The sequence below is a fragment of the Anaerolineales bacterium genome, assembly GCA_015075625.1.
GTDB lineage: Bacteria > Chloroflexota > Anaerolineae > Aggregatilineales > UBA2796 > UBA2796.
In genome coordinates, this window is the sequence record JABTTZ010000001.1 from 406,110 (window position 1) to 433,044 (window position 26,935).

The window sequence follows — 26,935 nt, forward strand, 5'->3', positions numbered from 1 at the left end:
CACCCCCACAGCCCATCTACGGAAAGGTGACCTTTGTCCACTGCAAGGGGTCAACCTGCACACCATTCACAAATAATTCCCAATGCAAATGCGGTCCCGTCACGCGCCCCGTCTGCCCCACCGTCCCGATGATTTGCCCAGCTTGAACAAAGTCCCCCACCTTCACGGTAATGGTGTCCTGATGCCAGTAGCCGGTGAACACGCCGTTCCCGTGATCGATGATCGTCGCATTGCCGCGCACGGTGAGCGCATCGGCAAGGACAACCCTTCCGGGCGCGGCGGCGTAAATGGCGGCGCCGGGCATGGCGGCGAAATCTGTGCCAGCATGGACGCGCTCCAACGCCCCACCGTTGTAGGAACGGCGTGTCCCGAACTGGGAAGTCACGGGCGCTGAGCAAGGCAGCCCCATCAGCCCGCCAAAATAGCGTTCTGCGGTCATCACACTGACGATCTGGGCAACCCGTTCCGCCTCTGGTTCGGTGATCGCCGGGTTCAATAAATCCTGCTGCGTCGGGGGGAGGGTGATGCTCTCGTTGGGATAGCCCCCGTCATAGAGATAGGCGCTCTGCTCAATCACCCCTTGCACACCGGAATCATCCGTCGCCAAAAAACGGAGAGGGTACATCCCGGGCGGCGTGAGGGAATCGACGCCGACCAACGCAATATGTGCCGTCCGGCTGGCATCGCTGAGGATAAGAAGGGTGCGGTTCAGAAATGTCCCTGTCAGACGGGCGGGTGTGGCGGTACTCAGGTGAAAAACGACAGTGCGCCCTTGCTCAATCCGCGCCGGCGTGATCGTTGCGCGGACGAATGGGGCAGGGACATCGGAGAGGGTGTTTCCCGCCTCACCCAGATCGGGAATCACCAAACGCTGCCCGACGTAAAGCGGGGCGGGGCGGCGGAGCGCGTTTGCCCGCAAAATAACCTCCACTGGAAGGCTGTAGCGGAGGGCGATTCGCCAGATCGTTTCGTCGGGGGCGACAGTGTGCAGCCAGCCACGCTGGACGCCCTTATCGCCGCTGTTCGCGCCTTCCAAGACGTTGATCCGCTGCCCAATGAACAGCAAGTGTGTGTTTGTGATTTTGTTTTGTTGGGCGATCTGCTGTGGCGTTACCCCGAAGCGTGCCACAAGGGTCAGGAAGCTATCCCCCACCCCAACGGTGAATTCCGTCGGTATTCCGGGCGACCCCGGCGCCGCATTGGGAATCAACAAGCGCTGCCCAACGCTGATTGCCGAAGGGTCGCGTAGTCCATTTACACGGACAATCGTCTCAACGGTGATCCCGTAGCGAATGGCAATGCGGGTGAGTGTTTCGCCCTTTTGGACGATATGAATCGTGCTGCCGGACGGTGCGCCCGTTCCACCATCTTGGGCGGCGGCAGGGGAACCCCCGATCACGATTAGGCTGACAAGCACGAGGAGAGAAAGAAATCGTTTAAGCGGCATGCGCGGTATTTTACCGCTGAGCAAGCGCCCCCGCACCCCCTAGTCGTCCGCCAGAAAGATTTCTAAAAGAACCCCTATCCCCCGGTTACTGCGCAGTAGTCGCCTTTCCCCGTACACAGGGAAAGGGGAGAAATTCTACGGGCGAGGGGGTGAGGGGGAAGCCCTCTCAAAGACACGATTCCCCCTTCTCCCACAGGGAGAGCGGGGACACGCCGAAGGATGAGGGCTGTCGCGGTATCGGCTCTTTGAATGCGCTGAACGGGCGGCTCACCTATGCCCAGCATTCTCGCCTCTCCACCCAGCATACTGTTCAGTTTTATCACAAGCTCGCTCAGGCTTATCCCCAAGCCACCACCATTTTTGCTGTCCAGGATAACTGCTCCGTTCATTATCATCCTGACATTCTGGCTGCACGCTGCCCTCAACTCAGCCCCTTCCGCCCACTTATCTCACCATCCTGCCGCATCTGTACGCTGCTACCATGCCCACAGGTCATTTACCCATTCAGATGCTCTTTTTACCCACTTATGCCCCCTCGCTCAATCCCATTGAAAAACTCTGGCGCTGGCTTCGCCAAACCATGCTTCACCTGCATCGGTTAGCTGATGCTTGGTCGGAACTCAAGCAGCGCGTCCTAGACTTTATGTCCCAAGTTCAAACCGGTTCGCCTGATCTGCTTCGTTATGTCAGTTTATTGCCTTACTAATTTGTTAAAGAACATTAGGGAGAAGGGGGTAGGGAGATGAGGGCAATTGCGTAAGGTCAGTTAAGAAGTTGCGGGGTGATCACTAGGTTAGGTATTGTTCTCATGGTGAAGATACGTTGGAAGGAGATGCACACGATGAGGCGCACGCGCTGGTTGGTGTTTATGCTCATTCTTGGGGTGGTGGGAGGGTGGATTTGGTCAGCCTCCGCCGCGCCCATCCGCGCCCAAGCGGATGTTCCCCCTAAAGGAGAAATCCTCTTTGTTTCCAAAGTGGAAGGCAAAAACGAAGTGTTCCTCGTCAATACCGATGGGACAGGGCTTAAACAGTTGACGAACACGCCCGGCAAAACGGGCGCAAGCTATGCGCCGATTTGGTCGCCAGACGGGACAAAGTTCTATTACACTGTGCGCCCTGATCCAACCAGCAGCGGTGAGACCAGCGAAATTTGGGTGTTTGATTTCCGCACCCAGAAGCGGACACGCCTGTTATCCTACCCACTTGGTGAGGAATTTATCCTGAATCAGTATCAATTCGGCGGGTGGACGGCGAACAGTCGGCAGATTGTCTATGGTGTGACACGTCTTATCAAAGAGAAGGCGCACCTTGAATTTTTCATCATCGATGCCGATTCCTCAAACCGCCGCGCCTTGAATCCCGACGGCGTTCCCAACCTCAGCAACGTCCTCCCAATAAAGGATGGGTTTCTGCTGATTGATATTGAGGGCAACGCCACGATCACCGACGCAGCGCTGAAAAATCCTCAGCCAATTGGGACGCCGCAAGCCTATTCGTTTGTTGCTGTTAGCTCGCCGGATCGCCAATGGATCGCCCTTGCCAACAAAGCAAAAGTGGATGTAATTGATCTAGCGACGGGCAAGTTTGCCTCGTTCAGCGTCTTTTACAGCGGTACATCCATTTGGTACATGGGCTGGTCGCCAGACAACAAACGCTTTTGGGTACAAACAGATCGCCAGTACGATGCCAATGGCAGCGTGATCGAAGGATCGCTGACAAAGGTGGTGGATGTAGATCGGATGCTTAAAAATGACCCCTCTCCCTCATCCATACGGGATTACATCTTCCAGGAAAATCGTCTTTTTCCCATTGTCACATGGTCGCCTAATGGTGAATGGTTGCTGGATGATCAGGACGGCATATTAAATTTCCGACGTGCCGATGGTACGGGCGAGGCAATCCCCTTTTCCCCTGTTGAGGACAAAGCATATCAACCCGCATGGCGCCCGGTGCAGAAATGACACTGCCTGACCTGACAACTCTCACCCTAGCCGAAGCCGCCGCACACATCCGTGCCGGAACGCTCTCTCCCCTCACCCTGACCGAGGCATACCTTGAGCGGATCGCCCGTCTGAATCCGGCGTTGAACGCCTTCATCACCGTCACTGCCGAACGCGCCCGTCAAGATGCAGCGGCGGCGGAACGAGAGATCGCGGCGGGGCGTTATCACGGGACACTGCACGGCATCCCCCTCGCCTATAAAGACCTTTTCGAGACGGCGGGCATCCTGACGACGGCTGGCTCACAGCACTTTGCCGATCATATTCCGGGGCGGGATGCGGCGGTGGTTGACAAACTGACCCACGCCGGGGCGGTGTTGCTCGGCAAGACAAACATGCACGAAATTGCCCTCGGCGTCTTGAACGACAACCCCTTTTACGGGCATTGCCACAACCCCTACGATGTGGCGCGTATTTCGGGCGGCTCGTCGGGCGGGTCGGCGGTGGCGTTAGCAGCGGGCTTGTGTTTGGGGGCGCTTGGCAGCGATACGCGAGGGTCGATTCGGATTCCGGCGGCGCTGTGTGGGGTTGTTGGCTTCAAACCAACCTACGGGCGGATTAGCCTGCGGGGGACGATGCCGCTCAGTTGGTCGCTCGATCACGCCGGACCCATGGCGCGAACGGTACGCGATGTGGCGATCCTTTATGAGGCGTTGGCGGGCTATGACCCTGACGATCCCTTCAGCATTGATTACCCCATGGGGGATGTGCAAGGCGATCTAGAGGGCGGCATTGTGGGCTGGCGGGTTGCCGCCGCCGATGATGACTACTTTCAGGCGGCTGATCCCGACATCACGGCGGCGTTTGAGGCGGCGGTAGGGGTTTTTACGACGCTCGGCGCGGATGTGCAATGGGTGGATATGAGTTGGCTGCGGGCAGCCGGCGCCCAGACGCGAATTATGCGGGGGGCGGATGCGGCTGCCTTTCATCGAGAGCGGATCGAACGTCACCCAGAAAAATTCAGCCCCCCGATCCTCGCTCGGTTGCAAGAAGACTCGGCATTCACCGCCATAGAATATGCCGAGGCACGCCATGTGCAGAGTCTTGCCACGCACCGTTTGGGTGCATTTTTTGAGGGGTATGATCTTCTCTTAACGTCAGCCACCCCTTTGCCTGCGCTCAGCCCTGAGGCGGCGATAGCATGGACAGAACGCGGCTACGATTACAATCGCTTTTGCACGCCCTTCAACATGACAGGCGTCCCGGCGCTCTCGCTTCCCGGTGGGTTCACCCGCGACGGGCTACCGATAGGGCTTCAACTCGTTGCCCCACAGACGATGGAGAGGCATTTGCTGCGGGCAGCCTATGCCTATGAAAAAGCAACTCAGTGGACGGAGCGCCACCCAAATTTCGCCTGAGGAAGGGGCTGAAGATCAACGCCGATCTTCTCCCCCTCTGCTAGAATAGCTGCATTCGTTGTGAATAATGAGACACTCCATGCGTGCCGAGTCTACATTCCGCTCATCGATGACGCCTGCGACAGCCCCCTTTCACGAGATCGTCAGCGCACGCCGGCGACGATTGATCGTCTTTCTTGTCCTGATACCCGTCTTTGTTGGATCGCTTGATCTAACCATTGTCTCCGCCATTTTGCCCGAAATTCTGACGCGCCTGAACATCCCCATTGAGACGAACCTCGCCCTCGCCGCGTGGATGGTCACGGGTTACCTCTTGGCATACACAGTCAGCATGATGGTCATGGGGCGGGTATCCGATATGGTCGGGCGGCGTGGGGCGTTCCTCGTCTGCCTGACGATCTTCATTTTTGGTTCCTATTGGGTGGCTACAGCGAATCAATTCCCAACGGTGGTTTTAAATGACTTTGCGCGGCGCGTTTTGGGGCAGCGCCCCGATTTGAACACCTTGACCCTCGTCGCCATTATTTTAGGGCGGGTGATTCAAGCGCTTGGGGCGGGGGCGATTGTCCCCGTCAGCGTTGCCCTTGTTGCCGATCTCTATCCACCCTCTCGGCGGGCGGGTCCAGTGGGGTTGGTCGGCGCGTTTGATACGCTCGGTTGGGTCTTGGGACACCTTTACGGTGGATTAACGGTCAATTTCCTTGCCGTGAATGGGGCTGGGCTCCACCAGACACTCAGCGGGATTGGGTTGGGGGGCTTGCCGATGGATTGGCGCTTGCTCTTTTACATCAATGTGCCGTTGGGGTTGTTCGCCTTTTTCCTCATGTGGCGGGCGCTGCGGCGGGTAGAACACCCCATTAGCGCCGGACGCTTCGATGTTCTTGGGGCACTCTTGATCGCCCTCGCATTGGTGGCGCTTGTCTTAGGGCTAGGTGGGAACACCGATGTGACAGGGGCAACCTCCTTACGCAATTTAGGCGAGTCCGCACTCCCTTACAATCCCGTTTTGTTATTGGCGGCACTCGGCTTGTTCGTCATTTTCGTGGCATGGGAGTGGCGGGCGAAATATCCCCTTTTAGAACTTCATTTCTTCCGAGATCGAAGCATCTCAGCAGCGACAGTGACGAATCTACTGGTTGGCTTTTGCCTCATGCTTGGATTGGTCAGTGTGCCGCTTTTGGTCAACCTTCAGGCGGAAAATGCCAGCGCTGTCTCGATTGCCCTCGCCGCCGAACGCGCTGGAATTCTCCTCTCTGCCCTTACCATTCCGATGGCATTGGCGGCGATTCCCGGCGGGTGGCTAAGTGGGAAGATTGGCTACCGGACAACAACCCTCTTGGGGATGGGGTTGGCAGGGGTGGGGTTTATCAGCGCTGGAACAACGTGGCGGTTGGATTCGCCCCCGCTGATGATGGCATTTCATATGACTATGGTCGGCGTTGGCTTGGGCTTAACCATTGCCCCTATCGGCACGGTGGTGATCAACCACGTCGATGAGAGCCGCCGAGGAGTTGCCTCTGCGCTGGTCTTGATCATGCGCCTTATTGGGATGACCGTTGCCATTGCCTCAATGACAACCTTTGCCCTCAACCGCGTTGGGCAGCTCGTCACCATAGCGCGAGTCAGTTTTCCAGGGGGGCTGACGGCGCAGGAGGTACAAGGGCTTTCGACCCAAGCCTATATTGCCTCTGGTGTACAGGTGATTGGCGAACTGCTCGTTGTGGGGGGTATTGTTTGTGCCGTTGCCTTGCTGCCAACGCTGCTCATCCGGGCGCGGGATTGAGACTGCCCGCGCCCGCTGCATCAAAAAGGGGTAGGTTGGTGGACTTTGGAATTGCCAGGCTCTTATCAGGTGGCACTCAATTGACGACAGGTGTAGTAGGAACGTTCGACTATATGTCGCCTGAGCAAATTCAGGAAGCCGAGACGATTGATGGGCGGTCGATGTTTACGCCTTCACCATCATGCTGTTTCAGATGGTTACCGGGCGACTGCCTTTCACCAACACAAATCCCGCTGCACTGCTGATTGCCCATCTAACTCAACCGCCGCCAGACCCACGTGAACTTGCGCCGAATTTACCCGAAGAACTGACGTACATCATTCGGCGCGGATTGGCGAAACTGCCTTCAGAGCGCTATGCGCATGTGGGCAACCTTGTGAACGATCTGGAAAATATTCAGGTCGGTACTACCTAAAAGAAGGTCGAAATCTCCAGATAGACTTGCCGAATATCGGAGGTAGACCCTGCCCGAAATGCCCCACGCTCCCCCTCAGCGATGGTGCGCAAGACGCTTTCATCTGCCCCACTACTGTAGCCAATGGTGAAGATCGCCACATCGCTTTGGGTCTCCGCCTGCATCCCATCACGGGCTATGGGGGTGTTTTCCAAGCTCTGGGGGCGTTCCAGACGCGATCATCACGCCCCCTAACGATGATCGGTGGGTACAATAGCATCATACACAACCAACCAACCCTGATCTAGCCCAACTGAGGACACCTTAACCGTGAATATTGCATGGTCAAAACTTTTGCCCGTCATTGTCTCTATTCTGATCATCATTGCGGTGGCAATCCTTCGTCATTATTCCCGCGCTTTTGCCGCCATTGCCGCGACGATGCCGATCAACCTCCCCCTGGGAATGTGGATTGTTTTCAGTGGGACGACGGAAGGGCAAGACCAGACGAAACTCTTGGCAGAGTTTGCCGAGGCAGCCTTCTACAACATGTTTCCTACGGTCTTGTTCATCTTCGTCGCATGGCAGATGACGAAAGCCGGTCACAGCCTGATCGCCGCGATTCTTGTTGGCTATGTGGCGTGGGCGGTCACGCTAGGGGGGGTCTACCTGCTTCGGGCGGTGTTGCGCTAGGGGGTGTGTTCCGGCTCAACTGGCAAAGGGTGTGTAGGGCAAAAATTCTAATGTCTTTGTCGTGGCTTTGTCCAGATCGCTGTAGACGCCGCGCCGTTCGGGGGGCAGCAGCGCCGCCAGCCGATACATCGCCTCATCGGTCATAACCGTGAGCGCCTGACGCGGCACATCGCCTTGCGCGTTGAACCGGAACGCCCGCCCAAAGGTGATGGTGATCGGCGTCCGCCGCAGACGCTTGAGGTTGCTGAGCAGGGCGGGCGTGCCGTCAATGGCAGCAGGGACGATGGTTGCTCCCGTCCGTACCGCCGCAAACGCTGCCCCATCTTTTCCCCGGATGAGTGCTGGACTGCGCGTCCCTTCGGGGGCGATCAAGACGAGATGCCCCTGCTCCGTGAGGGAAATGGTGTTCTGCACGGCTTGCTTATCCGTCCGATCTCGGTGGACGGGGTACGCTCCCCACCGTTTCATCAGCGTCCCAAAGATGGGCAGCGAAAAATTTTCCACCTTCGACATGGGAACAGCAAAACGGGGGCGCACCACACCGAGGATCACCACCGGATCGATGGCGTCAATGTGGTTGAAAAGGACAATCGTCCCGCCCGAAAGCGGGATATGATCAAAGCCACGCACCTCAACTTTTGCCAAAAGATGGAAGGCTAAAGAGCGCAGCAGCACATCACGGATGAAATACCGCCATGCCCGATACCGATCTTGGCGAAAGGCAAAATCAGCACTAACCAGAGTCATTGCGACGGCGGCGTCCTTTTCCGCTGGGGCTGCTGCCTGTTGGCTTATCTCCGGGCTTTCTGCCTGGGCGTCCGCCCGCTTTGCCGCTGGGTCTCCCTGTCGATTTTCCACTTGGACGGCGGCTGGCGGGGCGATTCTGATTCTCACCCGTTGGGCGCTTCGGCGCACCGGAAGACGGACGGCGCGGCGGGCGCTCGCCACCTTCGGTGCGCTCACTCTGTTCAGATCGTTCGCCTTGGGGCGTACTGCTGCGTCCTGCTATAGAAGCAGACGGGCGGCGTGTCGGGCGCGGCGGACGGGCGGGGCGCTTCCCACTCTCTAACCGCCCACCCTCTGCGGAATCACTTCGCTTGGGCGCACCAGACGATGGGCGGCGCGGCGGACGGGCTGTACCGCCGGCGTGTTCGGCACGTTCCCCCTCTGGTCGTGCCGGACGGCGTGTGCGAGGGGGGCTGCCCGGACTGCGGCGCGGGAGTGATTTGGCTGCGGCGCGTGCTGCTTCGCGGTTCTCTCCAGCGGAAATTGTCATCCTGAGTGACTTCACCTCAGAAGGGGTGAGATCGCGCCACGCCCCGGAAGGAAGATCGCCTAAGGTGAGTGTGGCTAAATGCGTCCGTACCAGTTTTTGCACTGGATAGCCAACAATACTGGCAATGCGCCGAATCTGGCGTTTGCGTCCCTCACGCATCGTCACCTCAAGGATGGAATGGCTCGTCTCCCGTTGGATTACTTTGATCTCAACGGGGAGGGTTAGCCCTTCCTCTAGGTGAACACCCTTCCGCCACTGCTCCAATGCCTTGTCGTCAATCCGTCCCCGTACCGTGACCGTATAAACCTTCGCGTGTTCATAGCGGGGATGGGTGAGTTTTTCGGCAAGGTCGCCATCGTCGGTGAGCAGCACAAGCCCTTCGCTGTCGGCGTCCAAGCGCCCAACGGGGTATAAATGTCCCTCTACTTCAACCAGATCGCGCACAGTGCGCCGTTTTTCTTGATCTTGGGCGCGGGTGGTTGTCACCACCTGCATCGGTTTGTTGAGCATGATGTAGCGAAAGGTGGTCTTGATGCGCAGACGTGCGCCATCAACGCGAATATCGTCGCTGTCGGGGTCAGCCGATTCACCGAGGGTAGCAATGCGCCCATTGATGGTTACGCGCCCTTCGGCAATGATGGTTTCGGCATCGCGGCGGGAGCTAATGCCCGCCTGCGAGATTAGTTTTTGCAATCGTTCGGACATGGAATCGTGTGCCTTGATCGTGGTCTGAACAGGCATTATATCATGGTTATGTCACGGTTATGCCGATGATTGAGAAAGGAGTTTCAACGCCTTTGGATGGGGTAGCGCCCCCTGCCGACGTGCCATAAGAAGCGTCACAACTAGGGCAAGGGCAGTGAAGGTGAATAAAAGCAGCAAGGGAGCGCCCAGGTTGCTGAACGCCCATCCATAGGTACTGCGTGTCCAACTAATCTCTGGCATGGACAAGCGCATCATAAGTCCTGTTCCTGCATCAGCAAGAGAGAAGGTTGGCATCCGCAGCCAACGCCAATAGGGGGCGCTGCTTTCATAACGAACGAACCCGCTATGCAAGGTGAGGATGGTGGGGACGAAGCGAACAATGCCTGCTAAAACAGCCGCCGACGCCCCCCGCTGTGTGATCCCGCTGGCGGCAACTCCAAGCGCAGCACAAGCGGCGATCTCAATGAAGGGCATCAGCAGCGCAACGATCACCGCTGTGAAGGTGATCCCGGGCGAAAAGCCAATGGTGTAGACGACATCATCGTATTGATTTTGATACGATCCCATCCGCCGCCATGTGTAATAGGCATACGATTGGGTTGTGCTAAAAAAGAAAATTGGGACAAACACCATGCGCAGGCACGCCAACGCTACCCCCCACCCCCATACGCGGCGCACCGCCGCCAGCCATTTTCCGATCATGATACGGCGAGCGCTGACGCCTGTCAGGACGAGGGCATCCCACGTCCGTCCCACATGCTCGCGGCTGATCACATTTGCCCCGGCAACCACCGCCCGGATCATCACGGTGGCGGTGAATGCCCACAGCGCGACCAACCCATATTGGGTGACGATATAGCCAAGTGTACGGTTGTTGGGGAGCAGCAGCAGCGCTCCCCCCACAAGGGCAGTGGCAAGGACGAGAGCGAGGAGAAATTCCCGCTGTTGAGCGGTGGGCGCGGCGCGGTGCTGGTGGGTGAGTTCTTGCCACAGGATGGGGTTTTCCACGCGGGGTGGGCGAATGGCAGGGAGGATCATGGCGGTCTTTGCCTCCGACAACACGGACGAGTGTTGCATTCCCATTCTAACGAATCAATGGGCAGAAGGCGAACGGATACAGTAGGGGCAACCTCGTGAGATCGCCCGCTGTGTCTGCTGCCCCGCGTGGGGCTGACTTCCCCTTGAGATTAGAACGCATTTCAAAAACCCCTATCCCCCGTCCCCTTTCCCCGCTTGCAGGGAAAGGGGAGAGATACTGCGGGTGAGGGGGTGAGGGGGCTTCCCCCTCAAAGATGTGATTCCCCCTTCTCCCTTAGGGCTGAGGAGAGGACATGTTTGGAAGGAGGGTTGAAAAATAGGGAGTTCATCGTTCAAACTGGAAATCGACCAAGAAACCCAGTGAGGAACGTGACTGGATAGTTCAGTGTGTAGGGGAAAAGCCGCTCACGGTGTTGGTGGATGAGACGAAAGTCCATGACCGGATTGGGGTGATGATGGTCGGGTTGGGGTGGGAAGGGCGGTGTTTGCCGCTGGCGCAACCGCCAGACAGGCTATCCCGCCGAAGGACAAGTGGAGATGATACACGCCCTGCTGGAAAGCGTGAAAGCGGGCATTGGTGAGGGCTACAAGGTCTTAGTGTTAGCCGACAGAGGGATTGGTTGCTCGCCTGCCTTGTGTCGGGTGGTGGAGGACTTATGCCCGACAAGTCCAACCGGGTGAGGTATGGCAGCAGTCGGGGCAGATTTTCAAGCGGCGCGGACGGATTCCCGCGCCTGCACGGGCGCTGTGGGGCGTGGGCTACAACGAACCTTGGGCGCTGGTGACCAACGATGCCCGCCTGACCGGTCACGAGTACGCCCGACGCAACTGGCAGGAGCAGTGTTTTCGTGACCTGAAAAGTGGTGGTTGGCATTGGGGCGATAGTCGTCTGCGCTCCCCGCAGCATGTCGCCAACCGACTGGTTCTGTTGGTCATTGCCTACACGTGGGTGGTCGCCCTCGGCAGCAAGCCGTTGCTGCTGGCATCGCCCAACCGCTCGTTCGTCATCCCGACGGTCCGTTCCGGCGCCTCTGGAGCTTGTTTCGGGAAGGCTTGCGCTACTTCGTGCAAGTTGTTCAACGCCAAACCTTATGTCTAGGATTACCCTTTATCCCAGACATAAGGTTTACTTGAAAACATGTCCTCTCCTCAGCCGTTTACGGGGAGTGAGGGGAGCTATAACGATTCGTGTGGTCGGGTACTCGCAGTGTCCCTTCCTCGGAGGAAGGTGCTAGAGCTAGAAAGGCGTTCCAATGTTCTTTAATGGTTAAGTCATAGTTGTTTCTATGGGGTAAATGTGCTAAGGTCATACTGTATCATTCAAGCTCACCGAGGAGAACATCAAGGTGAAACGAATTTCCCTCTTGGGGCTGGTGGTGGCGCTCGTCGCCACAATGATGTTTAGAGTCTCTGGCGCGGCGGCGCAAACGCAGCCGCCCTTGACACTTTGGACAAAATTCAACGATCAGAATCCGCAAAACACGCAAGACAAGTGGTTAAAAAGCACCCTCGCTGACTATAAAGCGAAAACAGGGAACGACGTAACCAACATTTTCCAACCCTACGACCAGATTAATGAGAAATTGAATGTTGCCGTCCTTGCGGGTGGCAGTGTGCCGGATGTTTCTTATGTGGATAGCCAACGTCTGGGCTTTTTTGCCCAAAACGGCACGCTCACAGACCTCACCGAGTGGGTGAAGGGATCAACCTGGTATGCCGATCTGAGCCCACAGGCAGTAGAGGCATGTACCACGCCCGATGGGAAAATCCTCTGCGTGCCAACCAGCGCGGCAAATCACTTCATGTACTATTGGAAGGATTATTACCCGGATGGCGTTCCTGCCGATACGGAGTCCTTCTTGAAAATGGCTGCCGAAATGAAAGCCGCCGCTCCCGATAAATTTCCCTTCACCGGAAAATTGGCGGAAAAAGCTGCGGTGGAGCGCTTTTACTATGGGCTGATCCTCTCTCACGGCGAAGATATTGCCGATGAGGACGGCTTGGCGGCATGGGCAAACGAGGGGACAGTCAAGGTCGTTGAGTTTGTCCGCGAAATGTACGAGAAGGGCTACATGGCGAAGGAATCCCTCGCCCCCGCCTTTGATAACGAAGAACCTTTCAAACGTGGGGATGCGGGGGCGTTCGTCTCTGGCTCGTACTCCTATGTCTATCTGACGCCGCTCACCGCGCCGGATGGAACAACGTTTGAGGGGGACATCACGGGCGATTTTGACCCCAAAGCGCTCTCGGTGGGGGCGGCGGCAGAGGCGGGCAAACTGGGCTACGCGCCGCCCTTCACCGCACCGGGGGGCATCCCCGCCTCGCTGATCTTGGCGAGCGCGTGGGGAATCCCCGTTGGGGCGAAGAATGTTGAGGCGGCGAAGGCGTTCATTGATTTCCAAATGACGACAGCGAACAATGTAGCCTTTGCTGCCTCTTATGGGGCGCTGCCTGTGCTGAATTCCTCCCTTGCCGCGCCGGAATTCCAAACAGAGTATTGGCAAGCAGTTGCCGACCTCCAAGCGGAATATGGCGTTGGTGCGCCAACCCTGCGCGACTATGACCGGGGGATGACGATCCTTGCCGATACAATTGTCAAGCTGATCACAAACCCCTCGCTGGACATTATGAGCGAGTTGGAAGCGGCAGAGGATGAATACAACGCCGAACTAGAGTAATACGAAGTTCCCCGCCCCCCACTATGGGGGACGGGTCGAACGGCAACTTCACAACCTAACCCTACAGCGGGCGCAGCGCGACACGTCACGGCAAACAAAAAGCCGCGGCGGTGCGTGTTCCGCCCGCTGATTGTTTCCTCGTCGGGGTTTGCCGAAGGGAAGGTCTCTATGGCACAAGGAACACTTGCCCGCACATCCGTAGCGCTTATCCCCAAACCCACCCGCCGCGACATGCGGCGCTACCGGTGGCTGCCTTTGGGCTTGCTTTTGCCCACCCTGATTATCTTGGTCGCGTTTCAGGTGATTCCAACGCTGTACTCGCTCTATTTAAGCGTCACCGATGTGAAAGATGGTGTGTTTCAGGGCGTTTGGCTAGAGAATTTTGAACGGCTTTTCGCCAGCCGCCGCTTCGTAGAGAGCCTCCGCCTGACGGCAACCTACAGCGTTTTTTATGTGACGCTCACGGTTGTATTAGGGCTGTTTATCGCCCTTTTGCTGAACCGCAAAGTGAAATTCACGGGCTGGTATCTCGTCATTATCTTCATCCCCTGGGTGATCTCTGATGTGGTTGCCGGCACCATGTGGCGCTGGTTGTTTCAACCCAGTTATGGGCTGATCCAATATTGGATCGATCAGTACGTTCCCTTCATCGGCAGTTCGCTGTATACCTCTGGCAGCGGGGCGATGGCGATCATTGTTGCGGCGGGGGTATGGCGGGGGCTGGCGTTCGCCACGATTTTGGCGTTGGGGGCGTTGCAGACCGTCCCCCAAGAGATCATCGAGAGCGCCGCCCTTGATGGGGCAAACCGTTTTCAGCGCTTCTTCCGCGTCATTTTGCCCACCATTCGCTCTGTTATTCTCGTGATGGTCTTGCTCACCTCTATTCAGGCGGTCAATTCGTTGGGGCTGATTTTCTCCATTACCAAAGGGGGACCGGGCGGGGCAACAACCACCGCCAGCTATTTCCTCTACCAATTAGGGTGGGAGCAGGGGCGTTTTGGGCGGGGGGCGGCGGTCTCGGTGATCATGTTTGCGATTAACGCCATCCTGACGATTATCTACCTGAATGCTATCGGGCAGCGACGGGAAAAATAGAAAGGTCTATACCGATGGTCGTCTCACGCTTCACAAAACGCTTTGATACGCTGACAACACATCTGATCTTGGGGCTGTTTGCGCTCTTTGCCCTGTTCCCCATTATCTATACCTTGATGACCTCGTTCAAGAATGGCTCAACAGAAAACGGCGTTCTCACCCGCCCACCAACCTTGTTCCCGCAGCAGGTTTCGTTGGAGGGTTATCAGACCGTCTTTAACAGCGATATGGTGAAGCATTTCATCCCCAACTCACTGATCAATTCGGTGGTATCGTCGGTGATGGTGGTGGTGGTGGCGTCGTTGGCAGGCTATACCTTTAGTCGCTACCGCTTTCGGGGCAGCCGTGTGTTGGAATTCATGATCCTCGGTTTGATGATGATCCCCGGTCTCACCAACCTGATTCCGCTTTACAAAATGGCGAGTGATGCTGGCATGTTGGATCGTCATGAATTCATCATCGCTGTGTACACGGCGGGCGGGCTGCCTTTTGCCATTTGGATCATCCGCTCATTTTTCGAGACGATCCCCTTAGAATTAGAGGAAGCGGCGCTCATCGACGGGTGCAGCCCTTTGGGGGCGTTGATTCGCGTCGTTGTGCCGCTGGCAATGCCGGGCTTGATGGCAGCTTTCTTACTGATGTTTGTCGATACGTGGAACGAATTCCTCGCCGCGCTGGCGCTGCTCTCCGGCACGGCGAGGACAGTTACCGTCGGTTTGTATGATTTTCAATCGTCTTATGAGATTGCCTATCACGTTTGGACGGCTGCCTGTGTCTTGATCATGGCGCCGGTCATGCTGCTATTTTTGGCGCTGCGGCGGCATTTTTTCGAGGCAATGCTGCAAGGGGCGGTTAAGGGGTAGAGGAACGGACTACCTTCGTTGTCCACCATAAGGGGAGTTCGATAAACCCCTTCCCTTCTCCCATTGGCAGGGGAAAGGAGGGTCGGGGCTTTGAAGTAAAACTGCAACATGCCTTAGACTCTCATCGTTCGATATTTCTTCAGAAGGGAGATACGTCAATGCCTGTCCTTTCCCTTGCCCAACGTCGTATCCAACTTGTGGAGGGCGTTTTTCAACTCCACTCAAATGCGCCTGAACTCATCCATGCTGAGGAATATTTTGGGGCGAAGGATGTCCAATCGCTGCTGACGAATTACTACACCGTTGTTGACCTGCCCCTAGAGGATACACACCCGCCTAGTGCCGAGGTATTCATCCTTGATGTGCGCCAGATGCCCCTGACCATCCGCAGCGATGCGCGGATGCTGTGGGTGGCGGGCGATCTGACCGCCCTAGAACGGGATGTCTATGATCGGCGCTATTCAGTGTTTGGGAACATGGGGTTATTTTTCCGTTACTCGCTTGCCGTGCTACAGCGCGAACACGGCATAGTCAGTATGCACGCATCCTCGTTTTATCACCCGGGCAAACATGAACTACTGATCATCGGCGGCGGCACAGGAGCGGGAAAGTCCGTCTATCTTTTTGAGGCGTTGAAAGAAGGCTACGAGGTTTTTACTGCCGAAATGACCTTCTTCAAGATTGATGAGGGTGGGATCACTTTTTATAAGGGTGCGCTTCATGATAATGTCTGGACGGGGAGCATCGCCGGCGAATATGCTGAAATTATCCGCGAAAAACTAGGGGTGACGGCGTTGGAGACACGCCAGAACTTCCTTGCCAAAGCCGTTGTAGACCTGACGCCCGTCGCCACGAAAGACGATGTACTGCGCAACCCAACCACATTGATGCTGCTCTCTCGCCTTGAGCAAGACCGCCAGACGTGTCAGGTGACGCCCTTCAAGGATAAGGCGACGGCGGCGGCGAAGGTCTTTGAGACCGCCAGCGAAAAATTACAACCCGGATTCATCCTCTATGAGAAAACGCCTGCCCCAACAGTGGACGATGCGGCACTGGCGGCGGAACGATTCCGGTTGTGTCGGGCGTTTGTAGAGGGGCGTTGGATGCGTGATGTGCGGAAGGTGGTGGCGGGTCCGACCACATGCATGGAGGCGATCCGCTGAGGTTTAGGCGTTGGTGACTCAGAATGGCGCACCTTACCCAGTAATTCACCACAGTAATTTCTAAAGAACCCCTATCCCCGTAGATAAGGAAAGGGGGAGAGAGTCCCTCTCTTTGTTTACGCGGTGGGGATTAGGGTTTGCGAGCGGCTACTCTTAGCCTGCGGCTTTAGCGGCGGGCGCTCACGGGCGGTGGTGAGCGCAAGGTATGGTGCCCCGCCAAAATTAATTTCACATTAGGGGGAAGACTCTCCCCCTGTTGCCGCAACACCCATCTGCTGATAGAAGGCAACCATCTGGGGGACAAGGGCAGACCAATCGTAGCGCTCACAAACAAGTTTTTGGGCGGCTACGCCCATCGCTCGGCGGCGTTCAGGGTCACGCAGCAGCATTGTCACGGCAGAGGCAAACCCCCCGGCATCATCAGCAAGGATCATCTCCCGCCCGCTGGTGACATCCAAGCCCATCGCGCCGATGCGCGTAGAGACAATGGCACAGCCCGCCGCCATTGCTTGCAGCAGCTTCAAGCGCGTGCCACTGCCCATCCGTAAGGGAGCGACATACACAGCGGCACTGTGTAAAAAGGGCGCCACATCTTGAACAAAGCCCGTGATCTCCACATCGCCCCGCCCGCGAATACCTGCCAAGCGTGGGTGTGGACGGTTGCCAACGATGAACAGGCGTGCGTCGGGGACGGCAGACCGAATCTCGCTGAGGACAGACTCGGCAAACCAGACCATCGCATCTACGTTGGGGCGATAATCCATCGTTCCCGTAAAGAGCAGGGGCGCGTTTCCCAACGCCAATTGCTTTGTTGGGGCGGGGAGGTATTCCGCCGTATAGATCCCATTGGGGACAACGGCAAGGCGCGTGGTGGGGGCAAGTTTTTGCAGCAAACTGGCATCAAGGTCGGAAACAGCAACCACCGCATCTGCCATTTGGCACACAGAGCGTTCCACGCGCTCCAACCGCCGCCATTGGATGAGCGAATAAAGCGCCGCATGAAGGCGAGTCAGGTTACGGCGATCCACCTGATAGATCAACCGTTGAAGGTCATATTCAGCGTTCAGGGCATCGTAAACAACTTTTTTTACATGCTGTTTGAGGATGGGCAGGTAAGGGGACATCTCCAACCCTTCGATCATCGCCAAATCATAAGCGCGTGCCGTCACTAGCGCGGTCAGGGCGCGGGCGAATTCGGGTGACGCGAAGCGCTGCACCATATCGGCATGGTTGGTGAACAACGCATCCCGCAGACGGTCTCGCCCGGAACGGGGCGGCAAGGGGACGGTGACAATTTTTTCGCAGAGATCGCTCAGCGGCGTTGGATCGCTTTCCCCGCCACCCGCCGCGACAAAGGTGATCAGGTCAATGGTGTAGCCGGCTGCCCGCAAGCCGCTAATCAAGCCATAGGCACGGAGCGCCCCGCCGGCATGGGGAGGGTATGGCATTTGCGAAGTTAGAAAGAGTAGGTGCATGTGTCCTGTCGAAATCACTGATGGAAATGCCCGCTAGAGTCTAGCCGAAAATAACGGGCTGTACAGTATTGAATGTTTACAACACTAATCTTGGCGTGCGGGTCGTCCCTCTCAAGGGAATCACAGCTTAATCGTTGGGTGGGAGGGTGGCAACATCCAGATCGGTAATCTCTTGCTTGGTGCGTTCCTCGGTGAGGAAATTCTCCATCTCGCGGCTGTAATGGGTACTGGCGTCGGGATATTCAACCCACACGATGCGACCATCGGGCATGATCATCCGAAAGCGGTAGCGATCCCGTCCCGGATATTCGTCCAATTTCATTCGCAAGCGGGTGATTTTGCGTTGATCGCGTTCGGGGTTCTCGGTACGGCGGATGGTGAGGGTGATTAAGACGGGCGGGTTCTTTGGTACAGGGGCGGAACTCCCTAGCAGTTCAGCGATGTCTAATACTGGAAAGGAAGGCGGTGCCGTCTCCACCCTACCGTGTACGGGCGTTGAGGGGCGTGGAGAGGGGGTGGGCGTGGCGGCGCGGTTGAATAATTCATTGGGCAAGCCATCCTCACCAAGATCGCTGTCATCAACAAAGCGAGGGACAGGGGTGGCGTGCTGCGGCTCGTCCAAGTCATGATTGGTGGGGGCTTCGTGGCGCTTTCGGGAAGGATTTGTTGGCGCTGTGTAGGGATCATCCCCAGCGGGACGAACGGTTTCAAATTGATCGCTGATCGACTCAACGATAATCTGGGGATCACCCCGTGAGAGATCATACTTCCCACGAACAACCGCCAACCCCTCATCTTGTACTAACTTCTTCGTCAGCCCTTCAATCTGCCGCCACTTTTTGGGGAAGGCAACACAAGAGATCGCCCCGGTGAGGTCTTCAAGAGTGAAAATGCCCATGTTGTCGTCGCTGCGCGTCAGGCGCACATTCAGCCCACTGACCAAGCCAACGAGGGTCACGTTCTCGGTATTGATCTCGCTGTGGGGCGAGAGGGACGGATCATTCGAGTCGGTGTCTTCATCACGGCGAAGCGCCCCAATTTCGGAATAATTGGCGAGATCGCGCACCTTCTCAATAACTGCCGTTAGGGGGTGCGAGGAGATAGGCAAGCCGAGGAGTTCTTTCTCCCATTTTAGGCGCTGGCGGCTGTCGCTGCGGTCATTGTCTTTGAGTTTAGGCAGTTCAAAGGTCTCTGTTTCTTCGTCGCCAAACATGCCCAACTGTCCGGCAGCACGTGCCTCGTGGTAATCAAGGCTGTACTTCATGAGTCGCTCAATCACGGCAAGCAAAGCATCACGATCCCCAAAACTATCCATCGCGCCGACTTTGATCAAGACTTCGAGGGTTTTTCGTCCGACATGGCGCAGATCGACGCGACGGCAAAAATCCCCAATATCGCGGAAGGGTTGGTCGCCGCGCCCCTCTAAGAGAATCTCAATCGCCCGCTCACCAGCGTTTTTTATCGCGCTCAGCGCGTAGCGTATGCCGCGTTTTTTTCCGTACAAGGGATCGTTCGTTTCCACGATGGTGAAATCAAGGTCGCTGCTGTTAATGTCTGGGGGGAGGACGGGAATCCCCTTTTTGCGGCAGTCGTTGGTGAAAACGGCGACATCAGCAATGTTATCGCGCTGGACGCTGAGCAGCGCCGTGTAATATTCCTCTGGATAATGCGCCTTCAGGTAGGCTGTTTGGCAGGTCAGAACAGCATAGTCGGCAGAATGGGACTTATTAAAACCATAGGCAGCAAAGTATTCGATCATCTCGAAGATTTTCTTGCTGACCTCCACCGAGACGCCGTTTTCAGGACCCTTCTCCATGAAGATCGCTTTATGTTCTTGGAGGTCTTTCGGTTTCTTCTTAGAAACCGCCCGCCGCATCAGATCGGCGTCTCCGAGGGTGTACCCGAACAAATCAGCGGCAATCTGCTGAATCTGTTCTTGGTACACGCAGATGGCATAGGTTTCACTGAGGATCGGCTCTAGTTTGGGATGGAGGTATTCAAACTGCTCCTCCCCGTGCATCCGCTTCACATAGCTATCGATGAACTGCATCGGACCCGGACGGAACAAGGCAATGGCAGCGACCACATGCTCAAAGGTGCGCGGTTTCATGCTCATCACCGTGCGCTTCATCCCGCCGCCTTCCAATTGAAAGACGCCCGTCGTATCTCCGCGCCCAATGAGATCAAAGAGCGCTTCCACCCGTTTCGTTTCAAGGGGGTCGCCCGGAACAGGGCGGTAAGGGATGTTGTCCATCGTGTATTGGATGCCGTGATAGCGCTCGATGAGTTCGCACGCCTTGCGCATAATCGTCAGCGTCGAAAGACCGAGGAAGTCCACCTTCAGCAAGCCAATCGACTCGCAAGTTTCCATGGGGAATTGCGTCACTTGGGAAAGTTTCGTATCGCCAATGGGACGGTAGAGCGGCAGGTATTCGGTGAGCGACTTATCAGAGATGATCACGCCAGCGGCATGTGTGCCAGCGTTTCGCGCCACCCCTTCAACGGTGATTGCTGTATCAAAGACGGGGCGCATTCGCTTGTCATTCTCGTAGATTTCGCGCAGGGCGGGGACGGCTTTTTCTTTGTCCTCGCTAAACAAACATTCGGAGAGCGTCACTGGACGGGAGGGAATTTGCGGCACAAGCGCCGTGACGGGGTTGACAAGGCTCGGTTCAATATCCAACGTCCGTGCCACGTCTTTGATCGCCGCCCGTGCTTTCATCGTTCCAAAGGTGATGATCGCCGCCACCTTCTCCGCCCCATACTTGTTCATGGCATATTCGATCATCTCCATACGGCGATCATCGGGGAAATCCATGTCAATATCGGGCATACTCAAACGTCCCGGATTCAAGAATCGCTCGAAGATCAGCCCATTTTGGATCGGATCAATGTTCGTGATGCCCAAACAATAGGCGATCAGTGACCCCGCTGCTGAGCCGCGCACGTTCCACCAAATATCGGCAAAGCGGGCAAACTGGCACAAATCCCACACAATGAGGAAGTAGGTATCAAAGCCCATCGTGTGGATCACCCTCAGTTCATAATCCAACCGCGTTTGCAGGCTCTCGGTAATCTCGTTAAAGCGCCAACGCAAGCCGCTTTCGGCAAGGTGACGGAGGAACGAATCAGGCATGTAGCCTTCGGGGACGGGGAAAAGGGGCAGATGGTAGCCCTTGCTATCAAGGCTGAGATCGCACATTTCGGCAACGAGGACGGTGTTGGAAAGCGATTCAGGTACTTCTTTGAAAAGGTCAAACATCTCTTGGGGGGAACGTAGAAAGTAGCTGTTGTCGCTCATCCGCATCCGTTTGGCATCGGCTTTTTTCGTCGCCGTTTGGATGCATAAAAGCGTATCATGCGCATCAGCGTCTTCTTCATAGATATAATGTGTGTCGTTTGTGGCAAGCAGCGGCGCGTTCACATAGCCCTGATTCTCATAAAGCCACTGGTTAACGGCGGGTAATTCTTCGACCTGTTCGTGGTTTTGGAGTTCGAGAAAAAAGTTTTCTTTACCAAAAACATCCTGATACCAGCCCATCAGATGCCGTGCCTGATCCTCATTCCCCGTTTTAATGTGAAAGGGAATTTCCGACCCTATGCAGCCGCTGGTACAGATCAAGCCCTCAGCGTGCGCGGCAAGGAAGTGTTTGTCGATGCGCGGCTTGCCGTAAAAGCCGTGAAGCTGTGCTGCTGACGCGATCTTCAGTAGGTTCTTGTAGCCCGTCAGATTACGTGCCAAAAGCAGCAGATGGTAGGACTGTTTCTCGCTTTGATCATGGACAGTCATATCCTGATGAGCAAGGTACGCCTCCATCCCAATGATGGGCTTGATACCGACCTTTTTGCAAGAACGATAGAAGTTGATCACCCCGTGCATCGCCCCGTGATCGGTAATTGCCAGCGCCCGCATATTCAGTTCTTTTGCCCGCGCCGCCAGCTTATCAATCTTGCTCAAGCCATCTAACAAGCTGTATTCAGTGTGAACGTGAAGGTGGACAAAATCAGGCGGGGGAGAGGTTTCATCCACCGTTGGCGTGATGGGCAAATCGTTGGCATCGCTCATGATGGAAATCGCCTCTGGCACTTAAGAATCGGGCATTTAGAAGCGGATCGTTTGGGCGGTTTGCAAAAACTCCGCCGTGTAGGTGATTTTCGATCCAGTCAGGAGGGCTGAGCGGGCAAAGTGCATGGCGGGGAAATCTTCCATCTCCTCACTGACGGTACGCAAGGCAGCGGTGGGACGGCTTGCTCCCCAACGGGTGGTCAGCCGCCGCAGAATGCCCGCCGCGCCGATTTTATCTAGTTTGTCGGCATCATAGAGGATATGCATGTAGCTATCGGTGGGAGGGGCGAGTTTGGCAATCACGTTTGCCATGCGTTCGATCACCGTCGGATGGTATTCCTCCCGCAGCGCTTTGCGGATGAGCAGCGCCCCCACGCGCTCATGAGCCGCACCGGTAATCATTTCATCGAGCTTGCCCGCGTCATGAAAAATGCCCATTAAATAAGCGTGTGCCGGATCGATATCGCTTTCTTCGGCAAGGGCGAGGGCGATCCCCGTCACCCGCAAGGTGTGCGCCCAGAGGTGATGCCACCCCGCGTAGACCGATGCCAAATGGGTTTGAACGTGATCGGACATGGCGCGGCAGAACGAGTCGGGGGGTTCGGCGGGCAGCCATTCCTCCCGCAAGGCGGCAAGAAAACTGCGTGAGGCGGCGCTCATTGTCAGGTGGGTTGCCCAATCATTGGGAGAATAAAGCGCTTCTTCGGCATGACTGGTGAGTTCGCTCACAAGCTGACGCATTGTTCCTCCCCGGTGGTCTTTTCCGCTGCTCATCGTTGGTTCTGCCACCTCCTCCTAAACCGCGATCAGGGTGTCGATCACGGTGCGGGAATCTTCAGTTGTTGTCCAACACGGAGGAAATCATTAGCGAGATTGTTTGCTGCTTTCAACGCTTGCACAGTAATCCCAAACTTGCGGGCAATCGCTCCCATCGTATCGCCTTCGACAACGGTATAGATGCGATCTGTCAAGATGATCGGGGTGGCGGGATTGGTGGGCGCGGCGGGCTGTCCGGGTTGGGCTGGCGCAACGGTGGGGACGGTGCAGTTGGGAATGGCAATTTGCTGTCCCACAGAGAGCGAATTCGGATTTGCCGCCAAGCGCGGGTTCGCCGCTAAGATCACTTGCACATCCACCCCAAATTTACGGGCAATCTGGTAAAGCGTATCGCCCGGCTGGACGATGTAATCGCACGGGTTGGCGGTAGGTAGCGCCGTCGGCGTGGCGGGCAAGCCATCGGTGTTGGGCGGGGGGATAGGTGTTGGCGCGGCGTTGCAGTTGGGAATGATCAAGGTTTCGCCGGGTTGAAGGTTCGTCTCCCGTCCACGCACACTGGGATTGGCGGCAAGAAGCGCCTGCGCATCAATACCGCGCTCACGGGCAATCTTCAGCAGCCATTCGCCCGGCTGGACAGTGTGAACACAGGGGTTATCCGTCGGGAGCGCCGTTGGGGTCGGGAGCAGCGGCGCGGTCTCCGTCGGGGTGGCGGGCAGCACGCCGAGATCGTTCGGTGTCAGCGTTGGAAACACGACAAACTCAGTCGGCGTTAGCAACCCCTCTGGAGCGGTAGTAGGAAAATCCACTGTCGGAATGTCCGTAGGGGTGGGGACGGTGAAGGTTGCTGTTGGTGGGGTGAACCCTTCCGGCGGCAGCGGCGTGATGAACGGCGCTGGGGTTGGTGTTTCAAGAGGGGGAGGGTTGGTGGGAAATTCGGTGGGCGATTCGAGTGGGAACTCTGTTGCGGTGAGCGTTGGCGGGATCATCGTCAGCGCTGCCACATCTACTGGAGAGGGGGTGATCCCACTGCCAGCCGGCTGAAAACAAGCAGCAACAAGGGTGGCGATGAGAAAAAACGCCCCCACAACACGAATCATGCCCCCATAACGCACCTTGCCCAAAAAACGCTCCGCCTTAGACTATCCCCATCTATCTAGAGAAAAGAATACCAAGAGATGGGGGGAAAAACAAATGGTCGCCCCGCAAGAAAGGTTACCACCGATTCCGGCGGGAGTGATTGTTGTAACTCCCCCGTTGGTAGCAGTTATCACAGAGCGGAAAGCGGTGATTCAAAGGCAGTTTCGTCCGGCAGTTGATGCAGCGTGCCGCCGTATCCAGCCTCCGCAAAAGCGCCGCATCAACGCTCAACGACCATTCCGAACGGAGCGAGCGCACCCAGGCTTCGTCGGGTCCGAACAACTGAAATTCGCGCCGTCCAGACAGCCAAAGGTAAATATCCGAACACGAAATTGCCGCCTCCGTTTGGTCGAGATCGAAATCGCTCTCAATTTCTAAAGGCGCTTCGGGTGGGAAGGGCATCGACTCCCCATTGATGATCGCCCGCGCACAGCGCAGCCAATATTGACGGCTGTTTTCCCGCGTGGGCGCATTCACCAACTGGACGGCTGCCGCCAACCCAATTTTTTCTACATCGGAATCAGAGAGCATCTGGGCAAGGGCGATACGCTCGTCAATATCGGCAGGTTCAATGACATCGCGTAGGGAATCGGGGATCGATTCCAATTCCCGCCATTGGGCAAAACGGTGCGCCAAACTGCCGGGGATCATCTCCAAATCTTCGACTTCGGGGGCAACACGGGCATGTTCTAGTGCGTCTGGCTCGGTTTCATAGAGTTGGCGGAGCAGTTTCAAGCCGCCGCGCTCCACCGCGCCAATCAACCCCGCCGACGCATAGCCAAAGCGCCCGGCACGTCCGCCGATCTGCCGAATCTCCATCGTGCTGAGCAAGCGGACATTTTTCCCGTCATATTTTTCTAGCTCATAGAAACAGACATTATCGGCTGGCAAGTTCAAGCCCATGCCCACCGCGTCGGTTGCCACACAAATTTCTGTCTCCCCCTGGGCAAAGCGATCCGCCTGACGGCGGCGCACTTCGGGGGGGAGGTTGCCATAAATGACGGAGACCCGCCGTCCATACCGTTCTAGCTCTGTTTTCAGCCGCAAGACCATCTTCCGCGAAAAGGCGACGAGGATCGTCTTGGGAGGCATATGCTCCAACGACCAGGGGCGAGGGGCAATTTCCAGCGGGGTCAGCCGTTCGTGGGTGACCACCTCACACTGCATCTCCGCCTCTTTCACAAGACGCTCTATAAGCGTGCGGGCAAAGGGCGGAGTGATCACCCGAATCAGCGGCGAACGAGCCTCCATGAATGCCCGCGTCCATGCCCAACCGCGATCTGCATCGGCAAGCATATGGGCTTCGTCAATGATCACCAATTCCCCGCTGTTTTGGGGGTTGAACATCTCAATGGTAGAGGCAGTGATTTGCGCCCCCGGCACGGGGATGTATTCCTCCCCCGTCAGCAAGTTGCAATACACCCCTCGGCGGTTGAGCCGGTCAAAAATTTCATAGGCAAGCAGGCGCAGCGGGGCGAGATACCACCCACTCCCCGCCGCTACCAGCGCCTCCAGCGCATGGTGTGTTTTTCCGCTGTTCGTCGGTCCCACGTGAATGACAACGCGCTGATCGGCGCGTCCTGGGTGCGCCCAGGTGGGAAACGCCGCCAACAATTTCGCCCGTAATTCTTCTTTTTGGCGGCGCTCGGTGTCGCGGCGGCGGCGGTCTTCATCGCGTTGGCGGCGCTGCTGTTCCTTGCGGAGCGTTTCCGTCTGTTTCCAATCGTCGCGCCCACCCTGAACCCGCTCGTGAAAAGCCGCAAGAGTCAGTTCGGCATACTCTGTCCCATGAAGGACATCGCGGAGCGCTCCCCACCGCAGTTTTACATGACCTCGGCGGCGAATACGCTCCAGAATGGCGCGTGCTTCTGCCTCGCCAAAGGCAAGTTTGACCTCCCGCAGGTGGAGCAATTCTAAATCTTCAATAGCGATTTGGTGGGCAGGGTGAGCAAGGATGTCTTTGACTTCAACGACAGCAACGCGCAGTTTCCCCTCAGGGTCTAGAATGCTGCTCAAGCTATGTTCGGTGATCGCCGTTTGGAGGGTGCTTTCCTTAACACCGATCTGCTTTGCCGCATGGGGAAGAATATACGTCCGCGCAATGACCTTTTCGCGGAAGGTCAATCCCTCAACGGCATCCTCTTTCAGGCGATTTCCGCAAAGCGTTAAAAGTGCCTCCCAATCGGAATCTTTGGGTTGGACGGCTTCTACGGCAAAATTGTAGGGGGTGACCTCATCCGCCTCACTGAGCGTCACCCACGCCACCTCCCCGCGTGGGGAAGGGACATTGAACAAGCGCAGCCCGCCATAGGCAAGCGCCTTCTCCAGCAGTTTGAACCCGTAAGCCTCGACAAGGGCGGCGCGGGGGAGCGTCTGTGCGGGTGATTCGCGCAGTTGGGCAATCATCGCTTCCCGTGCCGGAAGGACAACCCGCCGTTCCAAGATGTGATCGACGCTCTCGCGGGAAATCCGCAGTGGGTCAAAAATGATACCCTCCGAGGATTTGAGCAAATTTGCTTGGATCAGGGTCAAGAGGTGCGTTTCATCACCTGCTTCAAGAACCACCTGCTCACGGGGGAGATAGCCTTCCGTCCCCTCGAAACGGTTCAAGAGGCGGTTCAGCGCTGGATCGTCAAGCGTTGTCAGGCGTTCTTCACGGATGCTGAACCGTTCGGGGATGCTCCGCACGGCAGGGCGTCCATCCAATTTCAGCGGGGGGATGCTCCCCGGATATTCAGCGCTGCGCCGCCGAAGTTCGTCAGCGTTCAGGCGGTCAAGGGCATAGAGGTAATCGCCTTCTTGCCCAATCAAGCCATCGTTGAGTGCCTCAGCAATCACCTCTGCCCGCCCGCCGGCGCCCAGCTTGGGATCGTTGAGTTTTGTGCGATGAAAAAACCCCTCCGGCGACGCTTCGAGGAGTGTGACGAGGTGGCGTGGCGTGAGGATACGTGCCTCACTGGTTGTTTTGTTCTTAGGCATGGTCGT

21 protein-coding genes are annotated in these 26,935 nt (G+C 56.8%); 11 read left to right on the top strand and 10 right to left on the bottom strand.

Annotated features, from left to right (window positions below; all coding sequences use genetic code 11):
- Positions 1-16 precede the first annotated feature (16 nt).
- On the bottom strand, positions 17-1,447 hold the full coding sequence (locus HS103_01770) for a LysM peptidoglycan-binding domain-containing protein (GenBank protein MBE7511529.1): 1,431 nt from the start codon (positions 1,445-1,447) through the stop codon (positions 17-19).
- Between the two features lie 481 nt (positions 1,448-1,928).
- On the opposite strand from HS103_01770, the gene HS103_01775 reads away from it, so the two are divergent.
- The 5 genes from HS103_01775 (at position 1,929) to HS103_01795 (ending at position 7,005) form a co-directional block, all read left to right on the top strand.
- Entirely contained in the window at positions 1,929-2,153 is a 225-nt protein-coding gene (locus HS103_01775; GenBank protein MBE7511530.1) for a transposase, read from the top strand.
- Between the two features lie 135 nt (positions 2,154-2,288).
- Positions 2,289-3,410 (top strand): PD40 domain-containing protein, encoded by a 1,122-nt coding sequence (locus HS103_01780; GenBank protein MBE7511531.1) that lies wholly within the window; start codon positions 2,289-2,291, stop codon positions 3,408-3,410.
- Positions 3,411-3,412: 2 nt separating this feature from the next.
- The gene (locus tag HS103_01785) at positions 3,413-4,807 is read left to right on the top strand and encodes an amidase (GenBank protein ID MBE7511532.1); all 1,395 of its coding nucleotides are present in this window, start codon (positions 3,413-3,415) and stop codon (positions 4,805-4,807) included.
- 79 nt (positions 4,808-4,886) lie between these two features.
- On the top strand, positions 4,887-6,590 hold the full coding sequence (locus HS103_01790; GenBank protein ID MBE7511533.1) for an MFS transporter: 1,704 nt from the start codon (positions 4,887-4,889) through the stop codon (positions 6,588-6,590).
- A 181-nt stretch (positions 6,591-6,771) separates the two neighbouring features.
- Complete coding sequence (locus HS103_01795; protein MBE7511534.1) at positions 6,772-7,005, top strand: hypothetical protein; 234 nt, start codon at positions 6,772-6,774, stop codon at positions 7,003-7,005.
- Here the strand turns inward: HS103_01795 and HS103_01800 are convergent.
- The gene (locus HS103_01800) at positions 7,002-7,199 is read right to left on the bottom strand and encodes a hypothetical protein (GenBank protein ID MBE7511535.1); all 198 of its coding nucleotides are present in this window, start codon (positions 7,197-7,199) and stop codon (positions 7,002-7,004) included. The two genes, HS103_01795 and HS103_01800, sit on opposite strands and share 4 nt — an antisense overlap.
- 115 nt (positions 7,200-7,314) lie before the next feature.
- Between HS103_01800 and HS103_01805 the strand changes: the two genes are divergently transcribed.
- Positions 7,315-7,677: a hypothetical protein gene (locus HS103_01805; protein MBE7511536.1), complete on the top strand. Its 363-nt coding sequence runs from the start codon at positions 7,315-7,317 to the stop codon at positions 7,675-7,677.
- A 15-nt stretch (positions 7,678-7,692) separates the two neighbouring features.
- Here HS103_01805 and HS103_01810 read toward each other — a convergent pair whose 3' ends face one another.
- From HS103_01810 to HS103_01820, 3 genes are read right to left on the bottom strand one after another with little or no spacing between them, the layout of a single operon-like run.
- Entirely contained in the window at positions 7,693-8,424 is a 732-nt protein-coding gene (locus tag HS103_01810) for a 1-acyl-sn-glycerol-3-phosphate acyltransferase (protein MBE7511537.1), read from the bottom strand.
- Positions 8,411-9,658, bottom strand: a complete 1,248-nt coding sequence (locus HS103_01815) for a pseudouridine synthase (protein ID MBE7511538.1) — start codon at positions 9,656-9,658, stop codon at positions 8,411-8,413. The genes HS103_01810 and HS103_01815 overlap by 14 nt, the downstream gene beginning before the upstream one ends.
- Before the next feature lie 57 nt (positions 9,659-9,715).
- The gene (locus HS103_01820; GenBank protein MBE7511539.1) at positions 9,716-10,741 is read right to left on the bottom strand and encodes a hypothetical protein; all 1,026 of its coding nucleotides are present in this window, start codon (positions 10,739-10,741) and stop codon (positions 9,716-9,718) included.
- A 571-nt stretch (positions 10,742-11,312) separates the two neighbouring features.
- Between HS103_01820 and HS103_01825 the strand changes: the two genes are divergently transcribed.
- The 5 genes from HS103_01825 (at position 11,313) to HS103_01845 (ending at position 16,495) form a co-directional block, all read left to right on the top strand.
- Positions 11,313-11,795, top strand: a complete 483-nt coding sequence (locus HS103_01825; protein ID MBE7511540.1) for a hypothetical protein — start codon at positions 11,313-11,315, stop codon at positions 11,793-11,795.
- Between the two features lie 247 nt (positions 11,796-12,042).
- On the top strand, positions 12,043-13,374 hold the full coding sequence (locus tag HS103_01830) for an extracellular solute-binding protein (GenBank protein MBE7511541.1): 1,332 nt from the start codon (positions 12,043-12,045) through the stop codon (positions 13,372-13,374).
- Between the two features lie 168 nt (positions 13,375-13,542).
- A complete protein-coding gene (locus HS103_01835) occupies positions 13,543-14,469 on the top strand; it encodes a sugar ABC transporter permease (protein ID MBE7511542.1) in 927 nt (308 codons plus the stop codon).
- A gap of 14 nt (positions 14,470-14,483) precedes the next feature.
- A complete protein-coding gene (locus tag HS103_01840) occupies positions 14,484-15,332 on the top strand; it encodes a carbohydrate ABC transporter permease (protein MBE7511543.1) in 849 nt (282 codons plus the stop codon).
- A 158-nt stretch (positions 15,333-15,490) separates the two neighbouring features.
- A complete protein-coding gene (locus HS103_01845; GenBank protein MBE7511544.1) occupies positions 15,491-16,495 on the top strand; it encodes a hypothetical protein in 1,005 nt (334 codons plus the stop codon).
- Positions 16,496-16,728: 233 nt separating this feature from the next.
- On the opposite strand, the gene HS103_01850 is transcribed toward HS103_01845, so the two are convergent.
- The 5 genes from HS103_01850 to HS103_01870 form a co-directional block, all read right to left on the bottom strand.
- Complete coding sequence (locus tag HS103_01850) at positions 16,729-17,970, bottom strand: glycosyltransferase (protein MBE7511545.1); 1,242 nt, start codon at positions 17,968-17,970, stop codon at positions 16,729-16,731.
- A 127-nt stretch (positions 17,971-18,097) separates the two neighbouring features.
- On the bottom strand, positions 18,098-22,036 hold the full coding sequence (dnaE, locus tag HS103_01855) for a DNA polymerase III subunit alpha (protein ID MBE7511546.1): 3,939 nt from the start codon (positions 22,034-22,036) through the stop codon (positions 18,098-18,100).
- Between the two features lie 36 nt (positions 22,037-22,072).
- A complete protein-coding gene (locus HS103_01860; protein MBE7511547.1) occupies positions 22,073-22,825 on the bottom strand; it encodes an HD domain-containing protein in 753 nt (250 codons plus the stop codon).
- Positions 22,826-22,854: 29 nt separating this feature from the next.
- Positions 22,855-23,910 (bottom strand): LysM peptidoglycan-binding domain-containing protein, encoded by a 1,056-nt coding sequence (locus tag HS103_01865; protein ID MBE7511548.1) that lies wholly within the window; start codon positions 23,908-23,910, stop codon positions 22,855-22,857.
- A gap of 115 nt (positions 23,911-24,025) precedes the next feature.
- Positions 24,026-26,929 (bottom strand): hypothetical protein, encoded by a 2,904-nt coding sequence (locus HS103_01870; protein ID MBE7511549.1) that lies wholly within the window; start codon positions 26,927-26,929, stop codon positions 24,026-24,028.
- Positions 26,930-26,935 lie beyond the last annotated feature (6 nt).